The organism is Curvibacter lanceolatus ATCC 14669, assembly GCF_000381265.1.
Taxonomy (GTDB): Bacteria; Pseudomonadota; Gammaproteobacteria; order Burkholderiales; family Burkholderiaceae_C; genus Curvibacter; species Curvibacter lanceolatus.
The window spans coordinates 24,204-37,124 of record NZ_KB906257.1 but is presented as its reverse complement, the minus strand read 5'-3'; the positions used below and the strand labels follow the sequence as shown (position 1 = coordinate 37,124).

Here is a 12,921-nt window from a genome sequence, read left to right as displayed (position 1 = left end):
TTTGTCATGTCTGCGCGGCAGAGCGGGTCAGCCCTTGCCAGTGGAACCGTAGCCACCTTCGCCACGCTGGGTGGGCGGGAATTCGGTCACCACATTGAAAGTGGCCTGCAGCACCGGCACGATCACCAACTGGGCGATGCGCTCCATGGGCTCGATGGTGAAGGCCACATCGCTGCGGTTCCAGGCGCTGACCATCAACTGGCCCTGGTAGTCGCTGTCGATCAGCCCGACCAGATTGCCCAGCACGATGCCGTGCTTGTGACCCAGGCCCGAGCGCGGCAGGATCATGGCGGCGTAGCCCGGGTCCTTGAGCCAGAGGGCGATGCCCGTGGGCACCAGTTGCCAGGCGTTGGGTGCCAGGGTCAGCGGCTCGGTGAGGCAGGCGCGCAGGTCCAGGCCGGCGCTGCCCGGGGTGGCATAGGCCGGAAGTTGCTCCGCCATGCGCGGATCGATGATCTTGACGTCGATGTTCATTGGGTTAATTCAACAGGCCTTGCGGCGGGAAATCTCGGCCACCAGCTGGCGCGCCAGCGCCAGCTTGGAAGCCCGGGGCAGCTCCTGGACGCCATTCGCATCCACCAGCAGCAGCTGATTGTCGTCCTGCCCGAAGGCCGTGGGCCCGATGTTGCCCACCAGCAGCGGCACCCCCTTGCGCGCGCGCTTGGCCTGGGCATGGGCCACCAGGTCGTGGCTTTCGGCCGCAAAGCCGACGCAATACAGACCCCCACTGCGGGCCCGATCGCCCTGGGCCACCGCGTACAGGATGTCGGGGTTCTCGACAAAGCTCAGCTGGGGCGTCTGGCCCGAGCCGTCTTTCTTGATCTTCTGGTCACTGGCGCTGGCTGGACGCCAGTCGGCCACGGCCGCCGTGGCAATGAACACATCGGCCTGCTCGCTGGCCGGCACCGTGGCGGCCAACATGTCGCGCGCCGACACCACGTTGAGGCGCCGCACCCCGCGCGGGGTGGGCAGGTGCACCGGGCCGGCGATCAGCGTGACCTCGGCCCCGGCCTCGCGGGCAGCCCGGGCAATGGCAAAACCCATCTTGCCCGAGGAATGGTTGGTGATGCCGCGCACCGGGTCGATGGCCTCGAAGGTGGGGCCCGCCGTGACCAGCACCCGCTGGCCGCGCAGCGTCTTGGGCTGGAAGAAGGCGATCACTTCTTCGGTGATCTCCAGCGCCTCGAGCATGCGCCCGTCGCCGGTTTCGCCACAGGCCTGGTCTCCCCGCGCCACGCCCAGCAGCACAGCCCCGTCGGACTGCAACTGGGCCAGATTGCGCTGCGTGGCCGGGTGGGCCCACATCTCGCGGTTCATGGCCGGGGCCACCAGCAGGGGCACGCGTTCGATCGGGCGGGCCAGACACAGCAGGCTCAGCAGCTCATCGGCCCGGCCCTGCACCAGGCGGGCGATGAAGTCGGCGCTGCAAGGCGCCAGCACGATGGCATCGGCCTCGCGGCTGAGGTTGATGTGGGGCATGTTGTTGGCCTCGCGGCCATCCCACTGCGAGGTGTACACCGGCCGGCCCGACAGGGCCTGCATCGTGACCGGCGTGATGAACTGGCAGGCGGCCTCGGTCATCACCACCTGCACCGTGGCGCCCTGGCGGATCAGCTCGCGGCAGAGTTCGGCCGATTTGAAGCAGGCCACCCCGCCGGTGAGGCCGAGCACAATGTGTTTTCCCTGGAGGTCCATGGTGACAAGGGCCCGGCGGAGCGGGCCCGGTTGGCAAAGAATGCGGCAATGTAGCAGACTGGCACCGCCCTTCGGGTCACACGGGCGGCCATCAAAAAGGCCACCCGAAGGTGGCCTGTGTGTGGATTGGACGACTGCCGCTTACTTGGCGGTCGGCATCACGAACTCGGCGCCCTTGCCGATGCTTTCGGGCCAGCGCTGCATCACGCTCTTTTGCTTGGTGTAGAAGCGCACGCCCTCTTCGCCATAGGCGTGCATGTCGCCGAACAGGCTCTTCTTCCAGCCGCCAAAACCGTGCCAGGCCATGGGGACCGGGATCGGCACGTTGATGCCGACCATGCCCACCTGGATGCGGCGGCTGAACTCACGGGCCACGTTGCCGTCGCGGGTGAAGCAGCTCACGCCGTTGCCGAACTCGTGGTCGTTGATCAGCTTCACGGCTTCGGCAAAGTCCTTGGTGCGCACGCACGACAGCACGGGGCCGAAGATTTCTTCCTTGTAGATCTTCATGTCGGGCGTGACATGGTCAAACAGGGTGCCGCCCAGCCAGAAGCCCTTGTCGCAGCCAGGGCCGGCGACCTTGCCGTCGAAGTTGCGGCCGTCCAGCAGCAACTGAGCGCCTTCCTTCACGCCGGCATCGATGTAGCCGCTGATGCGGGCATGGGCCGCGCCGGTGACGATGGGGCCCATTTCGGCCTCCAGGTTCATGCCGTCGAGCACCTTCAGGCTCTTGGCGCGCTCCAGCAGCTTGGGGATGACCTTGTCGGCCACGTCGCCCACCAGCACGGCCACCGAGATCGCCATGCAGCGCTCGCCTGCCGAACCATAGCCGGCGCCGATCAGAGCGTCGACCACCTGGTCGATGTCGGCATCCGGCATCACCACCATGTGGTTCTTGGCGCCGCCCAGGGCCTGCACGCGCTTGCCATGGTGGGCACCGGTTTCGTAGATGTAGTTGGCGATCGGGGTGGAGCCGACAAACGACACGGCCTTGACATCGGGGTGCTCGAGCAGCGCATCCACGGCTTCCTTGTCGCCCTGCACCACGTTGAACACGCCGTCCGGCAGGCCGGCCTGCTTGAGCAGCTCGGCCATGAACAGGCTGGCGCTGGGGTCGGTCGGGCTGGGCTTGAGCACGAAGGTGTTGCCGGCGGCGATGGCCACCGGGAACATCCACATCGGCACCATCACCGGGAAGTTGAAGGGGGTGATGCCGGCGACCACGCCCAGGGGCTGGCGCATCGTCCAGTTGTCGATGCCGGTGGACACCTGCTCGGTGTAGTCGCCCTTGAGCAGCTGGGGAATGCCGCAGGCGAACTCGATGATGTCGATGCCGCGGCTGACTTCGCCCTGGGCGTCGGTGAACACCTTGCCATGCTCCAGCGTGATCATGCGGGCCAGGGTGTCCTTGTGCTGGTTAACCAGTTCGAGGAACTTGAACATCACGCGACCGCGGCGGATCGGCGGCATGTCGGACCAGGCCGGGAAGGCCGCCTGCGCGGCGGCGACGGCGGCGGCCACGTCGGCCGTGCTGCCCAGCAGCACCTGGCGGGCCACTTCACCGGTGGCGGGGTTGTAGACCGGCTGGCGGCGGGTGCTGACGCCTGCCGTGGCGGCGCCACCGATGTAATGACCGACGTCGGCGGAAGAAAGGGTCTGGCTCATGGTGCCTCGCTGTAAAAGGAATGAAATTCAGAGCTGCAGTCTAGGCAGCCCCCTGGGCCCTGCCTAGCACCGGCCGCTGAACTCATTGTTCGAATTAGTGAACAATATAGCCATGGACGACCAAATAATCCACACCCTTTGGGGGCACCTGCATTGGCTGGGCGTGCTGGCCCAGCAAGGCAGCTACACCGCCGCCGCCGCCCGGCTGGGCGTGAGCAAAGCGGCCATGAGCCAGCGCGTGTCGGAGTTGGAAAAGCTCGCCGGGGTGCCCCTGGTGCAGCGCACCACCCGCAGCGTGCGCCTGACCGAGGCCGGCCAGCGCCTGGTGGACGACACCAAAGCCCCCTTTGACGCCATCGCCCACAGCTTTGCCAGCGTGCGCGATCTGGCCGGCACCCCGCGCGGCCTGCTGCGCCTGACCGCGCCCGTGGCCCTGGCCCGCCAGCAACTGGTGCCCCGCCTGGCCACCTTTTTGCAGCAGTACCCCGAGGTGCGGCTGGAACTGGACATGTCGGACCGCATGGCCTCGCTGGCCATGGAAGGGCTGGACCTGGCCATCCGCCACAGCGACCACGTGCCCGAAACCCATGTGGCCTGGAACCTGTGCCCCACCCACTCAGTGCTGGTGGCCAGCCCCGCCTACCTGGCCCGGCGCGGCACCCCCGGCCACCCCGAAGACCTGCGCCAGCACGATTGCCTGCACTACCCACGCCGCGGCGACACACCCACCTGGACCTTCGAGGCGCCCACCCTGGAGGAGCCTGGCGGCACGGGCATGCCTGGCGAACGGGTGACCGTGCCGGTGGCCGGCCCCCTGGCGGCGAACAACAGCGAGGCCCTGCGCGATGCCGCCCTGGCCGGCATCGGCATCGCCCTGCTGCCCGACTTCAGCGCCCAGGCCGGCCTGCGCGACGGCCAACTGGTGCAGGTGCTGGCCCACTGGGCCAATGCCGGCCCGTTTGCCCGGCAGCTGTACGCGATTCGCCCTTATTCGGCCCACGTGCCCAGAGCCGTCAGCGCCCTGGTGCAGCACCTGCGACAATCGCTGGCTGGTGGGTTTGCACTGCAGACCCCAGCCAAGTCACCCCTGCTGCATGAAGGTGTCGCACCGGCGGCACCTTTATAATCTCCGTTTACCACCTCCCGGGACAACTGCTCCCGACCCCCCGACATGACCAAATTTGTCTTCGTCACCGGCGGTGTGGTGTCTTCCCTGGGCAAGGGAATCGCCTCAGCCTCCCTCGCCGCGATCCTCGAATCGCGAGGCCTCAAAGTCACTCTCATCAAGCTCGACCCGTACATCAACGTCGATCCGGGCACCATGTCGCCGTTCCAGCACGGCGAAGTGTTCGTGACCGATGACGGCGCCGAGACCGACCTCGACCTGGGCCACTACGAGCGTTTCATCGAAACGCGCATGAACAAGGCCAACAACTTCACCACCGGCCGGATCTACCAGTCGGTGCTTGAAAAAGAACGCCGCGGCGACTACCTGGGCAAGACCGTGCAGGTGATCCCGCACATCACCAACGAGATCCAGGAATACGTCAAGCGCGGCGCCGGCATCGGCACCCCGGATGAAGTCGACGTGGCCATCGTCGAGATCGGCGGCACCGTGGGCGACATCGAGTCGCTGCCCTTCCTGGAAGCCGCACGCCAGATGAGCCTGCGCATGGGCCCCAACAACGCGGCCTTCGTGCACCTGACCTATGTGCCCTGGATCGCCGCCGCCGGCGAGCTCAAGACCAAGCCCACCCAGCACACCGTGCAGAAGCTGCGCGAAATCGGCATCCAGGCCGACGCCCTGCTGTGCCGTGCCGACCGCCGCATCCCGGAAGACGAGCGCGCCAAGATCTCCCTGTTCACCAACGTGCCCGAATGGGGCGTGATCTCCATGTGGGATGTGAACACCATCTACAAGGTGCCGCGCATGCTGCACGAGCAGGGCCTGGACGGCCTGATCTGCGACAAGCTGCGCCTGAACACCCCGCCGACCAAGCTCCAGCGCTGGGACGACCTCGTGTTCGAGACCGAAAACCCCAAGGGCGAAGTCAAGATCGCCATGGTGGGCAAGTACGTCGATCTGTCCGACAGCTACAAGTCGCTCAACGAAGCGCTGCGCCATGCGGGCATGAAGAACCATGTGGCGGTGAAGATCGACTACGTCGACTCCGAAACCATCACCCCGCAGGACGTGAAGCGCCTGGGCCAGTACGACGCCATCCTGGTGCCGGGCGGCTTCGGCAAGCGCGGTGTCGAAGGCAAGATCTGCGCGGCCCAGTACGCCCGCGAGCACAAGCTGCCCTACCTTGGCATCTGCCTGGGCATGCAGGTCGCCACCATCGAATACGCGCGCCACGTGGCCGGCCTGACCGATGCCAACAGCACCGAATTCGAACCCGACTCGCCGCACCCCGTGATCGCCCTGATCACCGAGTGGAAGGACGCCGACGGCACCATCAAGAAGCGTGACGAGAACTCCGACCTGGGCGGCACCATGCGCCTGGGCGCCCAGAGCTCCGACGTGACGCCCGGCACCCTGGCCCACAAGATCTACGGCGACGTGGTGACCGAGCGCCACCGCCACCGCTACGAGGCCAACGTCAACTACCTGGACCAGCTGCGTGATGCCGGCCTGGTGATCTCGGCCCTGACCCAGCGCGAGCACCTGACCGAAATCGTCGAGCTGCCGCAAAGCGTGCACCCCTGGTTCATGGGCGTGCAGTTCCACCCTGAGTTCAAATCCACCCCCTGGGACGGCCACCCGCTGTTCAACGCCTTCATCAAGGCGGCACTGGACCACAAGACTGCGGCCTGAACGGCCTGGGAAACACCATGAAACTCTGCGGCTTCGACATCGGTCTTGACCAACGCTTCTTCCTGATCGCCGGGCCCTGTGTGGTCGAGTCCGAGCAATTGCAGATGGACACCGCCGGCACGCTGAAGGAAATCACCTCGGCGCTCGGCATCCCCTTCATCTTCAAGAGCAGCTACGACAAGGCCAACCGCTCTTCGGGCACCAGTTTCCGGGGCCCGGGCATGGAGCGCGGCCTGGAAATCCTGGCCAAGGTGAAGAAAGAGCTGAACTTGCCCATCCTCACCGATGTGCACAGCGAAGCCGAGATCCCGGCCGTGGCCGCCGTGGTCGATGTGCTGCAGACGCCGGCCTTCCTGTGCCGGCAGACCGATTTCATCCGCGCCGTGGCCCAGTCGGGCAAGCCGGTGAACATCAAGAAGGGCCAGTTTCTCGCGCCCCACGACATGAAGAACGTGATCGACAAGGCCCGCGCCGCCGCCCGCGATGCCGGCCTGCCCGAAGACAGCTTCATGGCCTGCGAGCGCGGCGCCAGCTTCGGCTACAACAACCTCGTCAGCGACATGCGCAGCCTGGCCATCATGCGTGAGACCGGCGCCCCGGTGGTGTTCGACGCCACCCACAGCGTGCAGCTGCCGGGCGGCCAGGGCACCAGCTCGGGCGGTCAACGTGAAATGGTGCCGGTGCTGGCCCGTGCCGCCGTGGCGGTGGGCGTGGCCGGCCTGTTCATGGAAACCCACCCCAACCCCAGCGAAGCCCTGAGCGACGGCCCCAACGCCGTGCCGCTCAAGCGCATGAAGGCCTTGCTCGAGACCTTGCTCGCGTTGGATTTGGTCACCAAAAAGACGCCCTTCCTGGAGACCGATTTCACATGAGTGCGTACATCATTGCGAACGTCACGGTCACCAACCCTGCGCAGTACGACGAGTACCGCCAATGGTCCACCGCCGCCATGCAGGCCCACCAGGCCGAAGTGTGCGTGCGCGGTGGCCAGGTCGAGGTGTTGGAAGGTGACTGGGCGCCCGAGCGCCTGGTCATCCTGAAGTTCGCCAATGTGGCCGCTGCCCGGGGCTTTTATGATTCGCCCGAATATGGGAAGGCCCGTGCGGCCCGCGAGGGCGCGGCCATCATGCGCATGATCGTGGTTGAAGGGGTCTGAGCCCCCTGACTGCAGACCGTTTTTGTTTTGTATTGAAAGAAGACAACATGAGTGCAATCGTAGACATCGTCGGCCGTGAAGTGCTGGACAGCCGCGGCAACCCCACCGTCGAATGCGACGTTCTGCTCGAATCGGGCGTGATGGGCCGCGCCGCCGTGCCCTCGGGCGCCTCCACCGGCAGCCGTGAAGCCATCGAACTGCGCGACGGCGACAAGTCGCGCTACCTGGGCAAGGGCGTGCTCAAGGCCGTTGAGCACATCAACACCGAGATCTCCGAGGCCGTGCTGGGCCTGGACGCCTCCGAGCAGGCCTTCCTGGACAAGACCCTGATCGACCTGGACGGCACCGACAACAAGAGCCGCCTGGGCGCCAACGCCATGCTGGCCGTGTCCATGGCCGTGGCCCGCGCCGCTGCCGAGGAATCGGGCCTGCCGCTGTACCGCTACTTCGGCGGCATGGGCGGCATGCAACTGCCGGTGCCGATGATGAACGTCATCAACGGCGGCGCACACGCCAACAACAACCTCGATCTGCAAGAGCTGATGATCATCCCGGTGGGCGCCCCCACCTTCCGTGAAGCCGTGCGCTACGGTGCCGAGGTGTTCCACGCCCTCAAGAAGATCATCAACGACAAGGGCATGAGCACCGCCGTGGGCGACGAAGGCGGCTTTGCCCCCAGCGTGGCCAGCCATGAGGCCGCCATCCAGCTGATCCTGGAAGCCATCGACAAGGCCGGTTTCGTGGCCGGCGAACAGATCGCCCTGGGCCTGGACTGCGCTGCCAGCGAGTTCTACAAGGACGGCAAGTACCACCTCGAAGGCGAAGGCCTGGTGCTGTCGGCTGAAGAGTGGACCAACATCCTGGCCACCTGGTGCGACAAGTACCCCATCATCAGCATCGAAGACGGCATGGCCGAAGGCGACTGGGACGGCTGGAAGCACCTGACCGAACGCCTGGGCAAGAAGGTCCAGATCGTGGGTGACGACCTGTTCGTGACCAACACCAAGATCCTGAAGGAAGGCATCGACAAGGGCATCGCCAACTCGATCCTGATCAAGATCAACCAGATCGGCACCCTGACCGAAACCTTCCAGGCCATCGAGATGGCCAAGGTCGCCGGCTACACCGCCGTGATCTCGCACCGCTCGGGCGAAACCGAAGACTCCACCATTGCCGACATCGCCGTGGGCACCAACGCCGGCCAGATCAAGACCGGTTCGATGAGCCGCAGCGACCGCATCGCCAAGTACAACCAACTGCTGCGCATCGAAGAAGACCTGGGCGACATCGCCGTCTACCCGGGCCGTGCTGCCTTCTACAATCTGCGCTGACCACCACTGCGCATGATGTGCTGATACCGCCATGGGCCTTCGCCTGCTTCCGCTGATCCTGCTGGCCATGTTGGGCCTGCTGCACGCCCAGCTCTGGCTGGGCCGCGGCAGCATTCCCAACGTTGCCAGCCTGCAACAGAAGATCGACGAGCAGCAGGCCCGCAACGCGGCGGCCCAGCGCATCAACGACCAGCTGGCTTCCGAGGTCAACGACCTCAAGGAGGGGCTGGCCATGGTCGAAGAACGTGCCCGCATCGAGCTGGGCATGGTCAAGCCCAACGAGATCTTCGTCCAGATCACCAAATAAGCGCCCGGCCTGATGGCTGCGGCGCCTTTTCTCCATGGATGCCCTGTTCACCCCCGCGTTTGAACTTTGGGGCGCCTCCACCAGCTGGCTTGAGGTCGTCGCTTTCGGCCTGGCACTCGCCATGGTGGCCTGCAATATCCGCGAAATCCACTGGGGCTGGCCGCTCGCCATGCTGAGCTCGGCCCTCTACCTGCTGCTGTTCTGGCGCAGCCGCCTGTATGGCGATGCCCTGCTGCAGGCTTTTTTTGCCGTGTTGGCCCTGTGGGGCTGGTCGCAATGGCTGCAAGGCGGCAAGACCTCAGACGGCGGCGCCCCCCGCCAGGCCCTGCGCATCAGTTCGCTGAGTGCACGCGGGCGCCTGGGCGTGGTGCTGGCCTGCGCCGCCCTGTGGCCGCTGACCGGCTGGTTTCTGCAGCGCTACACCGACTCGGACGTGCCCTGGTGGGACGCCTTCCCGACCGCCGCCAGCCTGGTCGGCCAGGTGCTGCTGGGGCGCAAGCTGACCGAGAACTGGCTGGTGTGGCTGATCGTCAACCTGGTCTGCATCGGTCTGTTTGCCTACAAGGGCCTGTGGCTGACCACCGTGCTGTACGCCCTGTTCAGCGGCCTGAGTGTGGTGGGCTGGCGGGCCTGGAGACTGCAACAAGGGCAGCAACGCCAAGCCCAGACAGCGCTCCAGACAGCGGACCAGGCCCATGGCTGAGACCGCGCTGCGCGTGGCCCTGCTGGGCGCTGAAAGCACCGGCAAGACGGCCCTGAGCCTGGCACTGGGCCAGGCCTTGAACGACTGCGGGATCGCCTGCACCGTGGTGCCCGAGTACCTGCGCGAATGGTGCGAACGCGAAGCCCGCACCCCCCTGCCCGAGGAACAATCGGCCATCGCCCAGGAGCAGGCCCGGCGCGTGATCGCCGCCGCGCGTGACGCAGCCCTGGTGCTGGCCGACACCACCCCGCTGATGACGGCGGTTTACAGCGACCTGCTGTTCAAGGACACCCGCCTGTACGCCGACGCGGCACGCCACCAGCAAGGCTATGCCCTGACCCTGCTGACCGGCCTGGACCTGCCCTGGGTGGCCGACGGCCTGCAGCGCGATGGCCCCCAGGTGCGTGAGCCGGTGGACGCCCGGCTGCGGCAGGCCCTGAGCGAGCACCAACTGCCCTACCAGGTGGTGTATGGCACGGGCGAACGCCGGCTGCAAAATGCCTTGCTGCCCCTGACCCGACTGCCCAGGCTGCCTGGGCGCGAGCGCCTGCTCGAACGCCTCGCCAGCCTGCGCGACGAACAGGTGCTGAACCGGCCCTGGCGCTGCGAGCATTGCAGTGACGGCGCCTGCGAGCACAAGCTCTTCTCGGGGCTGCTGCCACGCGGGTCCTGAAACAAAAACGCCCCATCAAGGGGCGTTTTTGTTCGCGACAGGCACCCATCGGGTGCATCGCTTTTATTGCACCGTCTTGGTGCCAGGCGCCAGGTGATGCTCATCGCGGGTGAACAGCGTGGCCGCGTCCACCGCGTCGAAATGGTATTGCTGGCCGCAGAACTCACAGCCCACTTCGATCTGCCCCTGCTCGGCCAGGATGCTTTCAACCTCTTCGGTGCCCAGGCCACGGATCATCTGGCCCACGCGCTCACGGCTGCAGCTGCAGGCAAAGCGCGGTGCGGTGGCACCTTGCAAGGGCTCGAAGCGCACCACTTTTTCTTCCCAGAACAGGCGGCGCAGGATGGTGTCCACATCCAGCGTCAGCAGCTCCTCGCGCTTGAGGCTGCCGGCCAGCAGGGCGATGCGGTTGTAGTGCTCGTTCAAACCGATCTCGTCTTCATTGGCGGCCGAGCGCAGGCTGCCCGCCAGATTGCCCTCGCCTTCCAGCGGCAGGCGCTGGATCAGCAGGCCCGCGGCCACCTTGTCGTCGGCCGCCAGCACCAGGCAGGTGTCGAGCTGCTCGCTTTGCAGCATGTAGTGCTCCAGCACCGAGCTGAGCTTTTCGAGCTTGTGGCCGTGGTCGTCGAACAAGGGCACCACGCCCTGGTAAGGCTGCTGGCCGGGGAACTTGTCCTTGGGGTCCAGGGTGATGGCGCAACGGCCCTTGTTGTGGACATTGACCATCTCGCTCAGGCGGGCCTCTTCGGGCACCTCGCCGACCAGGGTGGCCGTGACGCGCAGACTGAGGTCGGGCTGGGCTTCGGCCACAGCCACACGCACGGGGCCGTCGCCGAACACCTGCAGCACCAGCGCACCATTGAACTTGATGTTGGACTGCATCAGCACGCTGGCCGCGGCCATCTCGCCCAGCAGCTCGCGCACCGGCACCGGGTAGGCCCCGGTGGCCGAATTGGCGGCGCGCCGGGCCAGGACCTCGGTCCAGGCATCCGTCAGGCGCACGATCATGCCGCGCACCGGCAGGCCATCAAAAAGAAATTTATGAAGTTCAGACACGCAAAAAAATCCTGAAAATCGCCACCTCGAACAAGCCCGGGGGCTCAGTCGACGCGGCGCAGACCCGCCTTGAAACGGCGGGCGTTGTCGATGTAATGCTTCGCACTCTGGCGAAGCCCTTCAATCTGCTCGGGGCTGAGCTGGCGAATCGCCTTGGCCGGGCTGCCGATGATCATCGAGCCGTCCGGAAACTCCTTGCCCTCGGTGACCAGCGAGCCGGCCCCCACCAGGCAGTTCTTGCCAATGCGCGCTCCATTGAGCACCACCGCACCGATGCCGATCAGCGACTCGTCGCCGATGGTGCAGCCATGCAACATGACCTGATGGCCCACCGTCACGTGGCGCCCCACCACCAGGGGCTTGCCGATATCGGCATGCAGCACGCTGGCGTCCTGGATATTGGAGCCCTCGCCGATGGTGATGGATTCGGTGTCGCCACGCACCACCGTGCCAAACCAGACGCTGGCGTCCGGCCCTAGGCTGACCCGGCCCATCACCTGGGCGCTGTCTGCGATCCAGGCCGATTCGGCCACTTCCGGGCTCACCCCGTCGAGTTCATACACTGCCATTCATTGTCTCCAGTGGGTCCATTTGGGGCCGCTTTGTCGGCCATCAAGTGCCGGGCATGCCCAGCCGCGCAGCCTAGAATTGTAGAGATGGAGCTACGTCAAAGTGCATTGGAGGTCTTGTGCCTCACCGATCCGGCCCAAAAAGTGGCCGCCACCGTGGCCTTGCACGAGCAGGCCCCAGCGCTGGTGCTGGACGTGCAGGCCCAGCTGCAGCCGCCCGCAGGCGCCTCTCTGCCCGGCCACCCCGAGCGCCCGCCCCTGGTCAAGCACACCGAAGTCGTCAAGCGCTCACCCAGCACGCTGGAGGGGCGGGCCGCCCTGCTGCACTCGATTGCGCACATCGAATTCAATGCCATCAACCTGGCGCTCGATGCGGTCTGGCGTTTTGCCGGCATGCCGCCCGCCTTCTACACCGACTGGCTGCGGGTGGCGCGCGAGGAGGCCTACCACTTCGGCTTGCTGCGCCAGCAGTTGCAGCACATGCCCCACACCGGTCAGCCCTGGGACTATGGCGACTTTCCGGCCCACCAGGGCCTGTGGTCCATGTGTGAGCGCACTGCCGACGACATCGTGGCCCGCATGGCCCTGGTGCCCCGCACCATGGAAGCCCGTGGCCTGGACGCCACGCCGCTGATCCAGGCCAAGCTGCGGCGCATCGGTACCCCCGACGCCCTGGAGGCCGTGGCCGTGCTGGATATCATTCTGCGCGACGAGGTCGGCCACGTGGCCATCGGCAACCACTGGTACCGCTGGCTGTGTGAGCGCCAGGGCCTGGACCCGGTCGCCCTCTACCCCGAACTGACACGCCGCCACGAGGCCCCTCGCATGCGCCCGCCCTTCAACGACGAGGCCCGGCGTGCGGCAGGCTTCACGGAAATCGAGATGGAATGGTTGCAAAACGGATAAAGCCCGGCTTGGGAGGCCGCCAAGAGAGTCCGAAGCTCCGTT

General features: G+C 66.1%; 14 protein-coding genes. 9 read left to right on the top strand and 5 right to left on the bottom strand.

Translation table 11 applies throughout. The annotated features are described in order from the left end of the window. Nucleotides 1–27 precede the first annotated feature (27 nt). The 3 genes from dut to F624_RS0110675 form a co-directional block, all read right to left on the bottom strand. Nucleotides 28–474, bottom strand: a complete 447-nt coding sequence (gene dut / locus F624_RS0110685) for a dUTP diphosphatase (protein ID WP_019574295.1) — start codon at nucleotides 472–474, stop codon at nucleotides 28–30. A gap of 9 nt (nucleotides 475–483) precedes the next feature. Beyond that, nucleotides 484–1,695 carry a bifunctional phosphopantothenoylcysteine decarboxylase/phosphopantothenate--cysteine ligase CoaBC gene (gene coaBC / locus F624_RS0110680; RefSeq protein ID WP_019574294.1) on the bottom strand — a complete coding sequence of 404 codons (1,212 nt, stop codon included), beginning with the start codon at nucleotides 1,693–1,695 and terminating at the stop codon, nucleotides 484–486. A 141-nt stretch (nucleotides 1,696–1,836) separates the two neighbouring features. Further along, complete coding sequence (locus F624_RS0110675) at nucleotides 1,837–3,360, bottom strand: CoA-acylating methylmalonate-semialdehyde dehydrogenase (RefSeq protein ID WP_019574293.1); 1,524 nt, start codon at nucleotides 3,358–3,360, stop codon at nucleotides 1,837–1,839. 112 nt (nucleotides 3,361–3,472) lie between these two features. Here F624_RS0110675 and F624_RS0110670 point away from each other — a divergent pair, with 112 nt between their 5' ends. Genes F624_RS0110670 through F624_RS0110635 form a run of 8 tightly spaced genes read left to right on the top strand, consistent with a single transcriptional unit; the run spans nucleotide 3,473 to nucleotide 10,348 of the window. Beyond that, a complete protein-coding gene (locus tag F624_RS0110670; protein WP_019574292.1) occupies nucleotides 3,473–4,486 on the top strand; it encodes a LysR family transcriptional regulator in 1,014 nt (337 codons plus the stop codon). Between the two features lie 45 nt (nucleotides 4,487–4,531). Continuing rightward, nucleotides 4,532–6,178, top strand: coding sequence for a CTP synthase (locus tag F624_RS0110665; protein WP_019574291.1), 1,647 nt, complete (start codon nucleotides 4,532–4,534; stop codon nucleotides 6,176–6,178). 17 nt (nucleotides 6,179–6,195) lie between these two features. Further along, nucleotides 6,196–7,050, top strand: coding sequence for a 3-deoxy-8-phosphooctulonate synthase (gene kdsA / locus F624_RS0110660; protein ID WP_019574290.1), 855 nt, complete (start codon nucleotides 6,196–6,198; stop codon nucleotides 7,048–7,050). Beyond that, complete coding sequence (locus F624_RS0110655; protein WP_019574289.1) at nucleotides 7,047–7,334, top strand: DUF1330 domain-containing protein; 288 nt, start codon at nucleotides 7,047–7,049, stop codon at nucleotides 7,332–7,334. Before kdsA ends, F624_RS0110655 begins: the two co-directional genes overlap by 4 nt. A gap of 47 nt (nucleotides 7,335–7,381) precedes the next feature. Further along, nucleotides 7,382–8,665 (top strand): phosphopyruvate hydratase, encoded by a 1,284-nt coding sequence (eno, locus tag F624_RS0110650; RefSeq protein WP_027477151.1) that lies wholly within the window; start codon nucleotides 7,382–7,384, stop codon nucleotides 8,663–8,665. Between the two features lie 31 nt (nucleotides 8,666–8,696). Next, nucleotides 8,697–8,972 (top strand): cell division protein FtsB, encoded by a 276-nt coding sequence (gene ftsB, locus F624_RS0110645; RefSeq protein ID WP_019574287.1) that lies wholly within the window; start codon nucleotides 8,697–8,699, stop codon nucleotides 8,970–8,972. A gap of 34 nt (nucleotides 8,973–9,006) precedes the next feature. After that, nucleotides 9,007–9,675: a nicotinamide riboside transporter PnuC gene (pnuC, locus tag F624_RS0110640; RefSeq protein ID WP_019574286.1), complete on the top strand. Its 669-nt coding sequence runs from the start codon at nucleotides 9,007–9,009 to the stop codon at nucleotides 9,673–9,675. After that, the gene (locus tag F624_RS0110635) at nucleotides 9,668–10,348 is read left to right on the top strand and encodes an AAA family ATPase (RefSeq protein WP_019574285.1); all 681 of its coding nucleotides are present in this window, start codon (nucleotides 9,668–9,670) and stop codon (nucleotides 10,346–10,348) included. The genes pnuC and F624_RS0110635 overlap by 8 nt, the downstream gene beginning before the upstream one ends. 63 nt (nucleotides 10,349–10,411) lie before the next feature. Here F624_RS0110635 and hslO read toward each other — a convergent pair whose 3' ends face one another. Both hslO and F624_RS0110625 read right to left on the bottom strand, forming a co-directional pair. Continuing rightward, entirely contained in the window at nucleotides 10,412–11,404 is a 993-nt protein-coding gene (gene hslO, locus F624_RS0110630; protein ID WP_031254687.1) for an Hsp33 family molecular chaperone HslO, read from the bottom strand. A gap of 44 nt (nucleotides 11,405–11,448) precedes the next feature. Continuing rightward, complete coding sequence (locus F624_RS0110625; protein WP_019574283.1) at nucleotides 11,449–11,973, bottom strand: gamma carbonic anhydrase family protein; 525 nt, start codon at nucleotides 11,971–11,973, stop codon at nucleotides 11,449–11,451. A gap of 87 nt (nucleotides 11,974–12,060) precedes the next feature. Here F624_RS0110625 and F624_RS0110620 point away from each other — a divergent pair, with 87 nt between their 5' ends. Next, complete coding sequence (locus F624_RS0110620) at nucleotides 12,061–12,879, top strand: ferritin-like domain-containing protein (protein WP_031254685.1); 819 nt, start codon at nucleotides 12,061–12,063, stop codon at nucleotides 12,877–12,879. Nucleotides 12,880–12,921 lie beyond the last annotated feature (42 nt).

Excerpts from the sequence above, each read along its gene's own strand:
- F624_RS0110670 (WP_019574292.1), top strand. The coding sequence starts at position 3,473 with ATGGACGACCAAATAATCCACACCCTTTGGGGGCACCTGCATTGGCTG.
- eno (WP_027477151.1), top strand. The coding sequence starts at position 7,382 with ATGAGTGCAATCGTAGACATCGTCGGCCGTGAAGTGCTGGACAGCCGC.
- F624_RS0110620 (WP_031254685.1), top strand. The coding sequence starts at position 12,061 with ATGGAGCTACGTCAAAGTGCATTGGAGGTCTTGTGCCTCACCGATCCG.
- F624_RS0110635 (WP_019574285.1), top strand. The coding sequence starts at position 9,668 with ATGGCTGAGACCGCGCTGCGCGTGGCCCTGCTGGGCGCTGAAAGCACC.
- kdsA (WP_019574290.1), top strand. The coding sequence starts at position 6,196 with ATGAAACTCTGCGGCTTCGACATCGGTCTTGACCAACGCTTCTTCCTG.
- ftsB (WP_019574287.1), top strand. The coding sequence starts at position 8,697 with ATGGGCCTTCGCCTGCTTCCGCTGATCCTGCTGGCCATGTTGGGCCTG.
- coaBC (WP_019574294.1), bottom strand. The coding sequence starts at position 1,695 with ATGGACCTCCAGGGAAAACACATTGTGCTCGGCCTCACCGGCGGGGTG.
- dut (WP_019574295.1), bottom strand. The coding sequence starts at position 474 with ATGAACATCGACGTCAAGATCATCGATCCGCGCATGGCGGAGCAACTT.
- pnuC (WP_019574286.1), top strand. The coding sequence starts at position 9,007 with ATGGATGCCCTGTTCACCCCCGCGTTTGAACTTTGGGGCGCCTCCACC.
- F624_RS0110625 (WP_019574283.1), bottom strand. The coding sequence starts at position 11,973 with ATGGCAGTGTATGAACTCGACGGGGTGAGCCCGGAAGTGGCCGAATCG.
- F624_RS0110655 (WP_019574289.1), top strand. The coding sequence starts at position 7,047 with ATGAGTGCGTACATCATTGCGAACGTCACGGTCACCAACCCTGCGCAG.
- F624_RS0110675 (WP_019574293.1), bottom strand. The coding sequence starts at position 3,360 with ATGAGCCAGACCCTTTCTTCCGCCGACGTCGGTCATTACATCGGTGGC.
- F624_RS0110665 (WP_019574291.1), top strand. The coding sequence starts at position 4,532 with ATGACCAAATTTGTCTTCGTCACCGGCGGTGTGGTGTCTTCCCTGGGC.